The sequence below is a fragment of the Silvanigrella aquatica genome, assembly GCF_001907975.1.
GTDB lineage: Bacteria > Bdellovibrionota_B > Oligoflexia > Silvanigrellales > Silvanigrellaceae > Silvanigrella > Silvanigrella aquatica.
In genome coordinates, this window is sequence record NZ_CP017834.1 from 1,063,606 (window position 1) to 1,078,255 (window position 14,650).

At 35.0% G+C, this 14,650-nt stretch carries 10 protein-coding genes; 7 read left to right on the forward strand and 3 right to left on the reverse strand.

What is annotated here, in order from left to right; all coding sequences use genetic code 11:
• Positions 1-3 precede the first annotated feature (3 nt).
• The 4 genes from AXG55_RS04480 to AXG55_RS04495 all read left to right on the forward strand — a co-directional run bounded on the left by AXG55_RS04480 (position 4) and on the right by AXG55_RS04495 (position 5,530).
• Positions 4-2,538 carry a cytochrome c-type biogenesis CcmF C-terminal domain-containing protein gene (locus AXG55_RS04480; RefSeq protein WP_148696934.1) on the forward strand — a complete coding sequence of 845 codons (2,535 nt, stop codon included), beginning with the start codon at positions 4-6 and terminating at the stop codon, positions 2,536-2,538.
• The gene (locus AXG55_RS04485; RefSeq protein ID WP_148696935.1) at positions 2,535-3,704 is read left to right on the forward strand and encodes a hypothetical protein; all 1,170 of its coding nucleotides are present in this window, start codon (positions 2,535-2,537) and stop codon (positions 3,702-3,704) included. Before AXG55_RS04480 ends, AXG55_RS04485 begins: the two co-directional genes overlap by 4 nt.
• Before the next feature lie 102 nt (positions 3,705-3,806).
• Positions 3,807-4,139: a hypothetical protein gene (locus AXG55_RS04490; RefSeq protein ID WP_148696936.1), complete on the forward strand. Its 333-nt coding sequence runs from the start codon at positions 3,807-3,809 to the stop codon at positions 4,137-4,139.
• Between the two features lie 137 nt (positions 4,140-4,276).
• Positions 4,277-5,530, forward strand: a complete 1,254-nt coding sequence (locus tag AXG55_RS04495) for a hypothetical protein (protein WP_148696937.1) — start codon at positions 4,277-4,279, stop codon at positions 5,528-5,530.
• Positions 5,531-5,593: 63 nt separating this feature from the next.
• Here the strand turns inward: AXG55_RS04495 and AXG55_RS04500 are convergent, their stop codons facing one another.
• From AXG55_RS04500 to AXG55_RS04510, 3 genes are read right to left on the reverse strand one after another with little or no spacing between them, the layout of a single operon-like run.
• The gene (locus tag AXG55_RS04500; RefSeq protein ID WP_148696938.1) at positions 5,594-6,649 is read right to left on the reverse strand and encodes an SIS domain-containing protein; all 1,056 of its coding nucleotides are present in this window, start codon (positions 6,647-6,649) and stop codon (positions 5,594-5,596) included.
• 15 nt (positions 6,650-6,664) lie between these two features.
• On the reverse strand, positions 6,665-7,729 hold the full coding sequence (gene sohB / locus AXG55_RS04505) for a protease SohB (RefSeq protein WP_148696939.1): 1,065 nt from the start codon (positions 7,727-7,729) through the stop codon (positions 6,665-6,667).
• 17 nt (positions 7,730-7,746) lie between these two features.
• Entirely contained in the window at positions 7,747-9,717 is a 1,971-nt protein-coding gene (locus AXG55_RS04510) for a protein-disulfide reductase DsbD family protein (protein WP_148696940.1), read from the reverse strand.
• Positions 9,718-9,825: 108 nt separating this feature from the next.
• Between AXG55_RS04510 and gpmI the strand changes: the two genes are divergently transcribed.
• The 3 genes from gpmI to AXG55_RS04525 all read left to right on the forward strand — a co-directional run bounded on the left by gpmI (position 9,826) and on the right by AXG55_RS04525 (position 14,640).
• Positions 9,826-12,519 (forward strand): 2,3-bisphosphoglycerate-independent phosphoglycerate mutase, encoded by a 2,694-nt coding sequence (gene gpmI, locus AXG55_RS04515; RefSeq protein ID WP_148696941.1) that lies wholly within the window; start codon positions 9,826-9,828, stop codon positions 12,517-12,519.
• A 78-nt stretch (positions 12,520-12,597) separates the two neighbouring features.
• Positions 12,598-13,599, forward strand: a complete 1,002-nt coding sequence (locus AXG55_RS04520) for an SseB family protein (RefSeq protein WP_148696942.1) — start codon at positions 12,598-12,600, stop codon at positions 13,597-13,599.
• Between the two features lie 27 nt (positions 13,600-13,626).
• A complete protein-coding gene (locus tag AXG55_RS04525) occupies positions 13,627-14,640 on the forward strand; it encodes an SIS domain-containing protein (protein WP_148696943.1) in 1,014 nt (337 codons plus the stop codon).
• Positions 14,641-14,650: the final 10 nt, after the last annotated feature.

Here is a 14,650-nt window from a genome sequence, read left to right on the forward strand (position 1 = left end):
AATATGGTTGAAGTTGGTTTTTTTTCCCTTTGCTTAGGGCTCTGCTTTTCAATTTATGCTTTAGTGATGGGAATTTATTCCTTAAATAAACCATTATCGGGCGTAGTGGCTAGTGCGCGAAACGCCCTGATTGCTGTATTTGTTTGTGTTTTATTGTCATCACTTGTGATGTGGAATGCAATATTTTTTCATGATTTTTCAGTAAAATATGTCTACAAGCATTCTGCAGTTGATATGCCCCCTCTTTATTTATTTACCTCATTTTGGAGTGCCCTTGAAGGAAGCCACCTTCTTTGGACATTGATTATGAGTGCCATTGTCGCCTTTGCTCTTGCTACGGTAAGAAAATCTAACCTTTCTTTATATCCTGCACTGTGCGTCGCCTTTGGTTGCGCATTGACCTTTATGCTGTTTTTGAATGTGACTTTTTCAGCACCCTTGGAACGCTTTTTTCCTGTAGGAAAATTCGGCGAAGGGATGAATGCGTTATTGCAAAACCCCTATATGGCAATACATCCTCCTATGTTATTCACAGGATATTGTTTACTTATTGTTCCCTTTGCCTATTCTTTCGCAGCTTTAATCAGGGGTGGATTCACTACGGAATGGTTGGCCACGGTCAGAAGATGGTCACTGCTTGCTTGGGCTGTATTATCAATAGCTATTTTCTTAGGTGGAAAATGGGCCTATGTTGAGTTGGGTTGGGGTGGTTATTGGGGATGGGATCCTGTTGAAAACAGTTCACTTATGCCTTGGCTCGCGATTACTGCTGCTATTCATACTTTACTTATCACTGACAAAACAGGGCGTTTGCCGCGCTTGCTCCTCTTTCTAAATATGCTTGCCTTTGCTCTTACTTTTCTTGGGACTTTTATTACAAGATCGGGAATTATCAGTAGTGTGCACTCGTTTGCGGAAAGTGAAATTGGCCCGTCCTATTTAATTTGGGTTGTCTTTTTACTGGCATTAACTTCCGGATTAGTTTTTACACGAGGACATCTTATTCAAGGTGCCGCAAAAACAAACGAGTGGCGTGTGTCAAAAGAAAGTGCACTTTTATTTACTAATTTTTTCATTTTATTTTTACTCGCACTTGTCTTTATTGGAACTATATTGCCGCTTGTAGTAGAAGCAACTCGTGGAATTAAAATTTCAATTCAACAACCTTTCTTTAATGCCTTTGCTCCCTGGATAGGAGGGGGATTGGTGTTATTGCTTGGTGTGGGAAATTTAATGCGCTGGAGAAATGGTAAAATTGAAGATCCTCTCACCTGTTTGTTGTTTCCTTTATTATGGGCGGGTCTGTTAACTTATTTTTTAGCGGAACGAAAAAATTTTGATGCTGTAAGTTCTCTGACATTTTTAATAGTCTTATGGACTTGTGGTGTTTTGATAATGGATTTGGTTTATAAATTACGCTCCATGCGTTGGAATGGAAAAGCCTTTTTAATTTATAATCGACCTTATTTAGGTGCATTTATAATTCATATTGGTTTTTTATTTGCTATTGCCGGTTTTGCAGGAAATTATCGTGGTATTTCTGCAGAAGCTCATTTGAATTTAAATGAATCAACTCAATTTAATGGGTACACGATTACAAATCAAGGATTAGGATTTACCAGAGAATACAATGCTCAATATGTTATTGGAAAATTAAAATCTGTTGATAATCAAAGTGGCGAAACTTTTTTTGTTAACCCTATGCGGAGCAAATTTACCAATAATGAACAGTGGTTTAATGAAATAGGAATACATTCCACTTTTTGGCATGATTTATATATTGTACTCGCTTCTTTTGATGTGAATAATCAAAGTGTCACTTTAAAATTAAATTGGAATCCCACTGTAAAATTAGTATGGACGAGTTTAGTTATAATGGTATTAGGCGCCTTTATTTCTCTCACTCACCGCATTAGAAGAAGGAGTTTGGATTTTGATGACAATGGAAAAGTTTCTTCTACTGAAAATACCATAGAAGAATTTTTGCAGGAATCCATTCGCACGTCTTCTATTCAAAATCCACAATTTGCTTCTAAGGTAACTTCATTAAGCATTATTATTTTTGCTTTGTTTGTAACTTTACTTGGATTATCGGGTTCCGCATGGGGACAATCACAAAATGGGAATAGTATTCAAAAGGAAGTTCGTCCCGTAATGTTAAATCCGCAACTTGAGGAAGTTGCCAAAGAATTGCGTTGTCCTACTTGTATTGGCATGAGTGTATTAGAAAGTGGCACTTTGCAAAGCGTTGCTATGCGAACTGAAATTGAAAAACAATTGTCTGAGGGAAAGTCAAAGGCTGAAATTATAAGCTACTTTAAAAAAGCTTACGGACCTTGGATTTTAAGAGAGCCCGATGTTCATTCCTCTATAGGATTTGTAATTTGGAGCATCCCTATTTTGGGGCTTTTATTGGGACCACTATTTATAGTATTTGCCTTAAGAAATTCTAGAAAAAAGAAAAATCAAGATGATCAAAATTTACTTAACGAAATCAAAAAATTTATTGAGGAACAGAAAAAGGGAATGAAATCATGATAACAATATTGATTTTGTGTTTTATCTTGGCAATTCCCCTGTTATTTTTTGTGCTTTCACCTCTCTTATCTTCAAATAGTAAAAAGCTTATGACGCAATCTATTGTAGGATTTAGCAGTGAAAATGACTTAAGAAGCGTTATTAATATTAGAGATGAAATACTTCAAAAACTTATTTATGGTCAATCATCAAATGAACATGTCGAAAAATTGACTGAAGAAGATGCGTTAAAGGCTTTAGTTACTTTATGTGACCGTTTAAAGAATTCTGGATTAGCTTGTTTCCCTAAGCAAATAAAGAAATGCTCAAATGATTCAAAAAATGAAAACGGGTCATCCTGTTTAGGTTTCTTAATTGTAGTATTAGTCACATGCTTGAGCACGATTTTTTTAATAAATTTTAAATTGCATGCAGCGCAAGATAATGTAAATGCAAATGTAAATCAAAAAAATGTGACAGCGCCTCCCGATTTAAAAATTCCTCCACCAACAATATTACCGCAAAGTGGATATTGGTTGCCCTCAATCAATCAATATATTTTAGCTCCTATGCAGGGCGGGATACATATCTCTTATATTGGAATGTTTGCAAATACCTTTCACGCAAAGGGAGCGCTTGTTCAACTTCCCTTACCAAAGGGATTTGTTGATTTACAAATTTTTGGTAATCCTGATCTTATTTTTGAAAAAAATTCCAATGGCGGTTCTCCACTTTTAAACATGCCCTTAATTGAAGGAGTTAATCAACTGAGCGTTGAATTTTTTCTTCCAGCTCATTTTGGTACAGTACAATGGCAATCTGATGATATTCACTTCTTGCCCGGAGTGACAATTGTGATGATGCCCGAGTATTTTGGTGCTTTAAGAAGTTTATTATCAAATTTTAGCCAGTCAATAAATGTTTGGCCCCCTCGTATTTCAAATGTACCTTCAAGTTTTCGTTCCTTTGTCGGTGCAGATCCATTAGACAATTCAGTAACTTCACAAAGAGATTCTAGTGTGCTATCGCGTCAACTTGTTCGCGTAGGCGATTCCGCAGCAGATTTTCCAACTTTTGATATTAATGGAATTCTTCCTTCGCGCACACCAATTTATGTCTTTGTCGTTTTTCTGGCGTGTTTCCTGTTTGGGGTCACCATGATCTTTATTTTTAAAACGTCAAAATAATTTACTTGCTTACAATTTTTTATAAAAAAAAATGAAACTCTTCTTGCTCGGATTAATTCTCATGGTTACAATATAAATTGTCTGACATGGAGGTTTCGTTTTATGATATTAAATAGTGACTCAGTTGAACTTATAAGAACAAATGCAATTCGTCTTGCAAATTCGATCCGCACAAAAGATGATCTCGTCGATCTCGCTACAGCAAGCTCTTTCGAACAAGTTTTTTCTGCCATTGAAACAATTCTTACCAATACAGAAATGTATTTTGATGATAATTTATTGATACAGCTTGATGTTCAAACTTGGCAAAGTTTTAAAGCAATTTTACTTGTGTATACATTAAACGTTGTCAATCGCCAAATTAATCTAGCACGTGAAGCTGGTTTTGCGTCTCATGCAAACCGTGATTTTGGCGCAAGTACAACAAATCTTTAATTTATTTTCACGTCTCCCTTGCACTCTCCTTTTTCCTCAAATATGATGTAGTTGTAATTTTTTTGAAGCTTAAAGTCTGTTTCGTTAGTTAATATTGTACACAGTTTTTTTTATTGTTACTTTATTGGAGGATCTATATGAAACGTCTGCTCAAGACTGCGTCTGTTTTGTCGTTAATTGCTCTCCCATTTGGTGCTCATGCTCAAGCGCCAACTGATGTTTCGAATTTCTCGCCACGTTTAAAATTACAAAGCCGTTACTCTTTAACGGATTCATACCGTGCTAATGAACTCGATTTAATCACAGCGACGGCACGTTTTGGAATGAATTATCGTTATAAAAACGTATTTGGAACTCTTGAAGTGCAAGCGGGTAGTGCTTCTGAGCCAGATACTTCTTCTACACCTGCAACTACTTCATCAAATGGTCCTCAAAATTTAATGCAAGTTCGTAAAGCAAGTATTGGATTAGATATTATAAAATCAGATCCTGCAACTGTAAGTTTAATTATGGGTAGAGATCGTTTAGTGGGCTCTGTGTATTATGCACCCGATGCTCTAACACAAATTTTAGCAACGAACCTTGATAACGTTTCAAGTTCAACAAGCTCCGATGGCTTAGGCTTAAAGTATGCTGGGAAGTTGGATTTTGGTAAGTTAGGTGCCCAGGTGGGTATGTATAATAACTTAGCGGTTGCAACGCAGACAACAGGAGCTGGTTGGTTTGGAAATTCTTCAATTGTAGCAGGAGATAACTCTTTTGCAGCGGCACCAAAAACTCAATCTCGTGCTATACAAGCAGTAGCAAGTGCTGACATAAAAGTAGACGAAGGAAATGTTGAAGTTCGTGTTGCTTACGGCTCGCAGCCTAATGCTGTAAAAAGTGTAACTTCTGCAAAATTATATACTGTAACTGATGTGACAAATACAGAAGCATCATTAGGTTATAATTATCAAGAAGGCGCCATTAGAGCAGGTTTATGGTACCAGGGAGTAACTACGAGCAAAGACTCAACAGGAACTTTAGGAAACTCCTCTACTGTGAGTTACACAGCGAGTACAACAGATAATTCACAGACTATAACCACTATAGGTGTCGGTTTAACTGGTAATACAAAGCTATTTTCTATGACAGGTTTTTTAGCTGATGGTGATGTTTTAACATATGCTTTAGGTTATCAAAATGCTACGGGTCAATATATCTCTTCTACAAGAACATTAACAACAGATATGTATAATTTTGGCTTTGGTTACATGCAGGGTAATTTTTCTATTGAATTAAACTATGCAGCAACTTCTGCAAATTATTCCGCATATACTAATAATGATGGTGTTTCTAATCAAGATACAGCGAGTCTTGTTTACTTAGTTGGAACGCTTGCAGTCCTTTAATATAATTGACTTTTAGTAACTAAAAACTTGTCACTCCTTTTAAAATTGGAATGACAGGTTTTTTTAAATTGTACTTGTTACTTTATTTAGATTTTTTGGCAAATCCGGGTTTCTCTCTCTTAAATGTGCAAGTTGAGCGGCAAAGGGATAAAAACGGTGAATTAAGGTGACAACGTCACAGAGAGAATCTAAAGAAGGTGCTGTCGGGATGACAGTGGTATTTTTTAAAAGATTTTTATTTTCTTCAATTATATTTTCTGCCGCAATAGCAATAATTTTAGCTTCTTTTTCTTGGAACTTATCAATTAATTTTAAAATTCCCGATAATGCTTCATCTTTCTGTAAATAAACGATGAGAGGGAAGTTTTTTTGTACTAATTCAAAAGGACCGTGTAAAATTTCGGCACCACTAAAAGCTTCAGCGTGTAGACCACAGGTTTCTTTAAATTTTAAGGCAGACTCTAGAGCAATAGGAAATGTGAAACCTCGTCCAATGGTTAAGACACTTTTTTCATGTTGAAGAAGCTGAAGTGCAGAATGATATTGCTCAGAATTTTTCTGAGATAATAAACAAGGCAGTTGGGCAAGATGATTTTTTAAATCCTGATTTTGCCTCCAAAAGGCAACAAGTTGAATAACTCGAGTAAGAGAAGCAATAAAACTTTTAGTTGCGGCAACTGAACTTTCCTTTCCTGCATTTAAAGGAATAAAATATTCACTTTCTTTCTCTAAAGGCGAATTGAGTTCATTTACAATTGATAAAGTGACAGCACCTTTTTTTCTGGCTGTTGCCATACATTCAATTAAATCATCGCTTTTACCAGATTGAGAAATAGCGAACACAAAACCATTTTTATAATTGATATTAGATTTATAAATAGTATGGACTGAAGGAGCAATAGAAGATGTTGGAACACCAAGTTGTGTTTCAAAAGCATATTTTGCAAAATAGGCTGCATGATCAGAGCTCCCCCTTGCAATTGTGGAGGCAAAATAAGGAGGGTGTTTTTGCAATCTTTGCACAAGTTCTTCAATAACAGGCAATCCTATTTTTTGTTGGCTTTCAATAATAGACGAACTTTCTTCTGTTTCTGACTCCATTAAAGATTGAGAACTCATAAACAATTTCCTTTACTACATTAAGAGGGGGTAATTTTGTTCATTTTTAGCAATACTTTTTTCAATGGTTGAATTCACAATAGCTTGCACGCTTCCTGTTAACTTATCACGTAGGGATTCTTTTTTAGGAGTAAAAATTTGATAAACTTGATAATTCTTACTACATTCCAATAGGTAATCGTCCGTTGTTTTAAGTTCATCTACTAATTTAAGTTCGAGTGCCTTTAATCCATACCAATATTCACCGGTAGCAACCACATCAAGATCTACAGTGTTACGATATTTTTGCACATGATTTTTAAATAAAGTATGGACATCTTCAATTTGTTCTTGGAATTTTGCTTTTTTCTTTTCCGTAATTTCTCCTAGTGGTGTGAGTGTTCTTTTATATTCCCCTGCTGTGATTTCAAGATATTCAATATCATTTTTATTCAGTAATTTATTTAAATTGGGCAAGCTAGCAATAACCCCAATGGAACCAATAATAGCAAAAGGTGCAGCAATAATTTTATCTGCAAGACAGGCCATCATGTAGCCGCCACTGGCTGCAACTTTATCAACACAGATCGTAAGCGGAATTTTGTGGTCTTTTATACGCGCAATTTGCGATGACGCTAAGCCATACGAATGAACCATACCGCCGGGACTTTCAAGTCGAATAACAATTTCATCGCAGGTACGTGCTGTCTGCAAAAGTGCTGTGACCTGTTCTCTAAAAACGGTGACGGCGCTTGCGGCAATATCTCCGTTAAAATCTAGCACAAAAACTCTTTTAGGTTGTTCCTTGGGAGTTTCTTTTTTACTTTCAGCTTTTTCTAATTTCTTTTTTTCTTTAGCTTCAATTTTTTCTTTTTTTTCAATTTCTTTTAATTCTGATTCTGATAATATTTCATTTAATATTTTATTTTTACTTTCTTCATATATTTTATTTAAATTCTTAACATTAATTTTTATTTCTTGATTTAATTTTTTCTTTCTCAAAGTAATTAAGGCTAAAATCCCAATGAAAAGAAGGAATAAACCAATAACACCAAAAAAGGCGAGTGTGAGTTGAAACCAGTTAAAAAGCGATGGGGACATATACGAAGCTCCTTCGGTCAGTTTTTAGAATAAATATTAAAAGGTGTATTTAAAATTTTAGAAGCGGGAACAAAACCTTGAAACAAAATATCTGGCTTTTGATCGAATTGAGATTGGGAATTCAATATTCCAACGGCGGGCAGTCCATTTATTTCCCAACGCGCGATCAATTTTTGAATTTCATCTGATGTATCTGTGAAATTGAGTTCGACAGCAATAAAATGATCATTGATATATTGAATGAGTTGAGGATCTTTCCAGGTTGTTTCCTTCATTTCCATACAAGCGGTGCACCACTCAGCCCAAATATCGAATAAAATAGGTTTCCCCGTTTTTTTAGCTTTTTTAACAGCGTCATCAAAATTATATGTCCAATGAATTGAATTTTTGTCTGAAATATTTTCTTCTATAATACTTTTGTTACTTAGGTTATAAAAACTATTTGTGGACGCTAATGTTAACCATAATGCTAAAAAAGTACAGCTTAATGTTAAGCCTATTCTTGATAATTTGCCAATAAGATCTTTTTTAGGTGTGAGAATTATAAAAGTAATACTCAACATAAAAACAATACTTAATGTGAAATAATGTGGTTTGCTATAAATTTCCTGGATAATAGGAATTTTTTGAAAGGGAGTTCTCACATAATACAATGCCAGTGCAAACATCAGTGCGGCAAAAAATATTTTAACAAAATGAACGGCTCTTGGAAATTTGGGCAACTTGCTGATGCGTTGACTAAAATAACCTAAGGCAATATAGGGAATACCAAAACCTAATGAGAAAAAAAACATATAAGTAAATCCTGTAAGAGGATTTTTATTTTGGGCAATAAGTAATAAAATGGTACTTAATACGGGACCTGTGCAAGGAGCTGAAATAAATCCACTTACGGCTCCCATTGTGGCCACAGCAGCGCGAGGATAGTTTTGAGCTAAAGGAATTTTATGTGCTAGGGATTGAATTGCGGTAAATTGAAATAATCCAAGCATTGATAAACCTAAAACAAACATTAAAATAGCAACGAACCAGTTGACAATAGGATTAGCTAAATGTGAACCAAAAATGCTCCCTGTCATACCAGCAAAGACACCAAGAAGTGAGTATGTTAATATCATTCCTCCCACATATATGAAGGGTAAGGATTTTAATTTTTTCTTTGTTTTTCCTTTATCTCCAAACTGTGCCATGACATTTAATGTAATAGGGATCATAGGGTAGACACATGGTGTTAAATTCATGAGGAGTCCTGCGAGAAACAGTGCAGGAAATAGAATCCAACTCCCCTGCTTAATGGCATTTTGGATTTTGAGAGCAATATTATCATTAAGAAGAGTGATTTTTTCAGAGGAATTAGATTCCATATTTTCAATGAGCTTTATTTCATTTTGAATATTTTGAGCTTTATTTTGAAAAAAAGAGCCATGATTTTCTAAATTTGTATTAAACGCGGATTTATTTTTATCAGCCTGTGATGTTTTGCCTTCTATAATATTTAAGAAAAGTGAAGAAGGAACAAGGCAAACGGATTGTGAGCAAGCTTGTACTTTAATTTCAAGTATATCATTTTGATTTGGGCTGTGATTTATTTCTACTATAAAAACAGATCCATTTTTAAAAATATTTTTTTGTGTTTTATAAAAGGGGTCTAAATATTTTTGAGAAGGTTTTTCTGCTTGGTATTTTATGACAAAAGGAAGACTGTTTTCTGGTAAAAAACTAAATTTTAATTTGTCTTCATAAATTTTAAAATTATTTTTTGTATTCAATTGAATATAAATTTTAGATTTCGATAATAACTCTATTTTTAAAACTTTAAATTCAATAACATCTTGAATTTTTATATTATTATTTAATTCATGATTTTCTGATTGTGTTGGAGAAAATAATTCCTCTGCCCCTGTTGAATTTTGAACTAATAAATTTATAAATAAAGTGAGAAACGATAATAAATAAATTTTTAATAATCTAGTCTTTTTTTGACGCACGTTTTACCTCTGTTTAAATTCTTAATTTGACCAAATGCCGTTGCATAGGTAAATTGCTTAAGCGCTTCGTTAAAACGAATTGAGACTAACTTTGGAGCAAAATTTACAATGGGCAACACAAAATCATTTCAATTAAATCGCGTATCTCCTTCAAAGGGAAACAGAAAAATATTAACAATTGTAATGGATGGAGTGGGTTACACCAATCCTGGTGCTAATATTACTTCTGAAATGAGCAATGAAAAAGGAATTCTTCCCTCTGAATCCTTTTTAACAGGAAATGCTGTAAATGCAGCGTATACTCCTAATTTACAACGTTTGGTTTCCTGTTCTCTTTTTCGTACCCTCAAGGCTCATGGCACAGCTGTTGGTTTACCAAGTGATGATGATATGGGCAACAGTGAAGTCGGTCATAATGCTCTCGGAGCGGGTCGTATTTTTGCGCAAGGAGCAAAACTTGTAAATGCGGCTCTTGAATCGGGAAATCTTTTTAAGGGTGATGCCTGGCAAAAAGTTGTTAATAGAGAAGATCTTAAAAATAAAACAGCGACCTTACATTTATGTGGACTCCTATCAGATGGAAATGTTCACAGCCATATTGATCATTTATTTGCTTTAATTAAAGGAGCAAAAAAAGAAGGAGTGAAAAAAATCCGTCTACACATGCTACTCGACGGACGAGATGTGGGTCCTTTAACAGCTATAAATTATATTGAAAAACTTGAAAATTTTTTAAAAGAAGAAAATAGTCCAAGTTTTGATTGTAAAATTGCATCAAGTGGGGGGCGCACCTTCGTTACAATGGATCGCTATGAAAGCGATTGGAGCATTGTAGAAAGAGGATATCAAGTCCATATTTTAGGCGAAGGAAGAGTTTTTTCCTCCTTATTGGAAGCTGTTGAAAAATTAAGAGAAGAAAAAAATTATTACGATCAGGACTTGCCTCCTATTGTTATTCATGAAAATGGAAAACCCCTTGGTACAGTTGAAGACGGGGATAGCTTTATATTTTTTAATTTTAGAGGTGATAGAGCAATTGAAATATCGAGAGCTTTAACGGAACAAAATTTTACGGCATTTCCAAGAAAGCGTTTTCCTAAAATTTTTTACGCAGGAATGATGCAATATGATGGTGATTTAAAATTACCCGAGCTCTTTTTAGTAACACCACCCGCCATCGATCGCACCATGACAGAATTATTAAGCAAGGCTTCTGTAAAACAATTTGCTTGCAGCGAAACTCAAAAATTTGGACATGTGACTTATTTTTGGAATGGCAATCGTAGTGGAAAATTTAATGCTGAATTTGAAAAATATGTTGAAATTCCATCGGATTTAATTCCTTTTCAAGAACGTCCGTGGATGAAATCAGCAGAGATTGCTGATGAAACAATTAAACAAATGTATGCTAATTCATTTGAAATTGGTCGGATTAATTTTGCAAATGGCGATATGGTTGGTCATTCCGGTGATTTTGCTGCCACAGTTCTGTCAGTTGCCGCAGTAGATTTAGCTTTAGGTCGTATTATGAAAGCAGCTAAAGAAACAAACACCATTTTAATTGTTGTTGCTGATCATGGTAATGCCGATGAAATGTTTGAACTTGATAAAAAAACAAAAAAAGTAGTTTATGATAAAAATGGTTTGCCAAAGTTGAAAACCAGTCATACTTTATCTCCTGTTCCTTTTGTCATTTATAATGAGGAAATTCTTGAGCATAAAATTCAATTAAAAGATAATCTTCCTCTTGCTGGACTTGCTAATGTGGCAGCTACCATATTGGAATTGGCAGGATTTCAAGTCCCAGATTTTTATGAACCTTCTTTAATTGAAATAAAGGGAAGTAAAACAATAAATAAAAAGGAAGATATTCTGATTAAAAAAAATAATGAGAATTTATTTCAAAATAAAAATTTTTCAGAAAGATATCATCACTCTAAAATTGCTCTTGAATTTGCTGATACCATTGCAAAATTGAGATCTCCCAGCGGCTGTCCTTGGGATAAAGAGCAAACATTTTTATCCTTACGACCTTACTTAATTGAAGAAGCTTATGAAACAATTGAAGCTATAAATTCTTTAGGTGATAAGCCTTCACAAAAAAAATTAAGTCATTTTTGTGAAGAACTTGGTGATATATTGTTGCAAGTTTATTTGCACTCTCAGGTTGCTTTAGATGATAAATTATTTCAAATTAGTGATGTTTTTGAAAATATCAATCATAAAATGATCACGCGACATCCACATGTCTTTAAAATTTCTGATAATGATATTAAGAATGCAGATGATGTGAAAATACAATGGGAAAAAATCAAACGAAATGAAAAACCTGAAAATTCTCAACATGAATTTCAAACACTTCTCAAAAAAGCATTAAAAAAGAGAGCGCTTCCTACTTTAAATTTTGGAACAGAATTATCTAAACGAGCAAAAAAAATTGGTTTTAGTTGGAGAACTTTACCTGAGGTTTTTTCTGATGTGTTATCCGAAGTAAAAGAATTGCAACATGAAATAGAAAATAATGAAATTGATACGCATAAAATTGAAGATGAAATTGGTGATGTTATTTTTTCATTATGTAACCTTGTAAACTTTATTAAGGAAACAAGGAAAGATGCAGAACATTTTGATTTTGATTTGATGGCACGTGCATCCTGTGAAAAATTTATAAATAGATTTTTTGAGATGGAAAAAATTATGCTTGAAAAGGGTGCTCCACTTGATGAAGAAACGGCGCAAAAAATTTCATTAGACCAGTGGAATGATCTGTGGAGCCAGGCTAAAAAAAGACGCTATAGGTAATATTAAAAACTTGCCAAATAGCCTGTGGCGTAGCATGTTTACTAACCGTTGTGAGATGCAATTATAAAGGATGCAACTATGGTATTAAAAAATTTATTTGGAAAAAAAGACCAGTCAAAAAAGATTGAAAACACAAATACAAGTACCTCAGAAAATCAGGAAGATTCTTCGCAAAGTGAAGCCGCGCAACAACCCTCAGAACCCACACCTGCTGTGCATCTTGAAACAGCAATGGTTGACAATGCTCGTAACGATACCGCAGAAACCCGTGCCAAAGTTTATCAGGAATTACTCTTTTCTGACTTACTATTAGCACTTTCCGATTCCGCTCCAGGCGAAGAGGATGCCGATGCAGGCAAAAATGCTGGAGCAAATCCTAGCGTAAATGTGGCTATATTAGCAAATTCTCAAGGAGTTCAATTTGCCGCTGCTTTTACCAGCGCTGCCGCCGCACGCAGATGGCGTGCTGAGGGAGGACAATATGTCTCCATTCGTGGACAAGATGTTTTTAAACTTCTTGAGCCCAGCCCTGCGGAAGTCATTGTATTAAACCCGGGTAGTGCTCCTTTTATTGTTCTAAATAAAGTCGAATATCGACAGTTAGCAATGGGTATTGTTCCTCAAACTCAACGTAGTCCAGTACAGCTGAATGTTTCACCAGATCAAGCGGGCGCAGCATCGGGACAAAATGAAGGTATGCAAATTGCATTTCCTCCCGACGCCTTTAACGATATTCAAAAAGAGCATGCTTTAAAAATTCTTTCTTCCTTTGAAAATATAGAAGCGGCCGCTCTCGGTGCCATTCTACCTCCAAATGCGGCACAGGATTCAGGTTGGTTGCGCACTGTTTTCTTAAGAGTCATTGGTCTTGAAGAAAATCAAGAAAAGGTTCAGAGTTTTTGCCTGAATGTTCGAGATTCTATGAGGAAAGATAACGACTATTTTGTTGAAACTCAATTTGAAGTAGGCGTTATGCCCGACCCTAATTTCTGGCTCGCAATGCATCAAAACAATTTTATTTTATTAGATAAAAATCCTCCTCAAATGCCCCCTTCTGAAAGTACAGCTGTGCAGCATTGATTTCTTTTAAGTGAGGTTTGTTTACTTATGTTGGATTCTATTCTTGAAAATGCTGTTAAAAGAGCAGAGCATTTTTCTCAAGCATTGTTGTGGTATAAGGATAATTTAAGTCATAATGAAAATTATCGAAAGAATTTTAATTCTTTACTAAATGAACTTAATGCTTGTGCTCGATCAAATAATGCTACAAAGCAAGTTTTTTTTATTGCTGTAGGCAAATCGGCGCAAGTAGCACAGCTTGCTGTTTCTATGCTTGTCAGTGTGGGCATTGTGGCGCGGTTTGTTCATCCTACAGAAGCCTTTCATGGTGATTTAGGTGTTGTAGGAAAAAATGACACGGTTATTTTAATATCTAATAACGGAAGAAGCAGTGAATTATTGCAACTTTTACCGGGCTTACAGGAAAGAAACGTAACAACATATGTTCTCACTTCAAAAGACGATTCCCCTCTGGCAAATGCGGCGCATCATCTTTTATTAATACCACCTTTTGAAGAAATGTGTCCCTTAACTCAGGCACCGATAACAAGCACAATCACCTCTCTTGCTTTGTGTCAGCTTCTCGTTGCGGCCACTGTCGAATCAAGAGAATACCCTATTGAAGAATATGCGCGAAATCATCCTGGTGGTGCTATTGGAAAAAGAATATTTTTAAAAGCAGATTCTCTTATGATTCAAGGTAACGATTTGCCTTTGGTGAATAAAAGAGCTCCTTTTCAATCGGTCGTTTCAACTTTTACAAAGTATTCTAAAGCCGCTGTTTTGGTTGTTGAAGAACAAAAGTTTTTGGGACTTATTGCGGAAAAAGATTTGCGATTTGCTATGGAAAAATATGGAGCAAGCGTATTTGAATTGACCGCATCAGATATTATGAATAAAAATCCAACAACCATTGAACCAGGCCTTTTAGCTGCCGATGTTCTTAGACTTATGAGTGAAAAGTCGCCCCCATTTAATTTGTTACCTGTTGTAGATAAAGCGGGAAATGCGGTTGGTATTGTTCGTATGTTAGATTTTGTAGCAGCAGGTGTCAGTATATAAAAAAAGAAAT

Coding starts and splice junctions, on each gene's coding strand:
- AXG55_RS04480 (WP_148696934.1), top strand. CDS start 4: ATGGTTGAAGTTGGTTTTTTTTCCCTTTGCTTAGGGCTCTGCTTTTCA.
- AXG55_RS04485 (WP_148696935.1), top strand. CDS start 2,535: ATGATAACAATATTGATTTTGTGTTTTATCTTGGCAATTCCCCTGTTA.
- AXG55_RS04490 (WP_148696936.1), top strand. CDS start 3,807: ATGATATTAAATAGTGACTCAGTTGAACTTATAAGAACAAATGCAATT.
- AXG55_RS04495 (WP_148696937.1), top strand. CDS start 4,277: ATGAAACGTCTGCTCAAGACTGCGTCTGTTTTGTCGTTAATTGCTCTC.
- AXG55_RS04500 (WP_148696938.1), bottom strand. CDS start 6,649: ATGAGTTCTCAATCTTTAATGGAGTCAGAAACAGAAGAAAGTTCGTCT.
- sohB (WP_148696939.1), bottom strand. CDS start 7,729: ATGTCCCCATCGCTTTTTAACTGGTTTCAACTCACACTCGCCTTTTTT.
- gpmI (WP_148696941.1), top strand. CDS start 9,826: ATGGGCAACACAAAATCATTTCAATTAAATCGCGTATCTCCTTCAAAG.
- AXG55_RS04520 (WP_148696942.1), top strand. CDS start 12,598: ATGGTATTAAAAAATTTATTTGGAAAAAAAGACCAGTCAAAAAAGATT.
- AXG55_RS04525 (WP_148696943.1), top strand. CDS start 13,627: ATGTTGGATTCTATTCTTGAAAATGCTGTTAAAAGAGCAGAGCATTTT.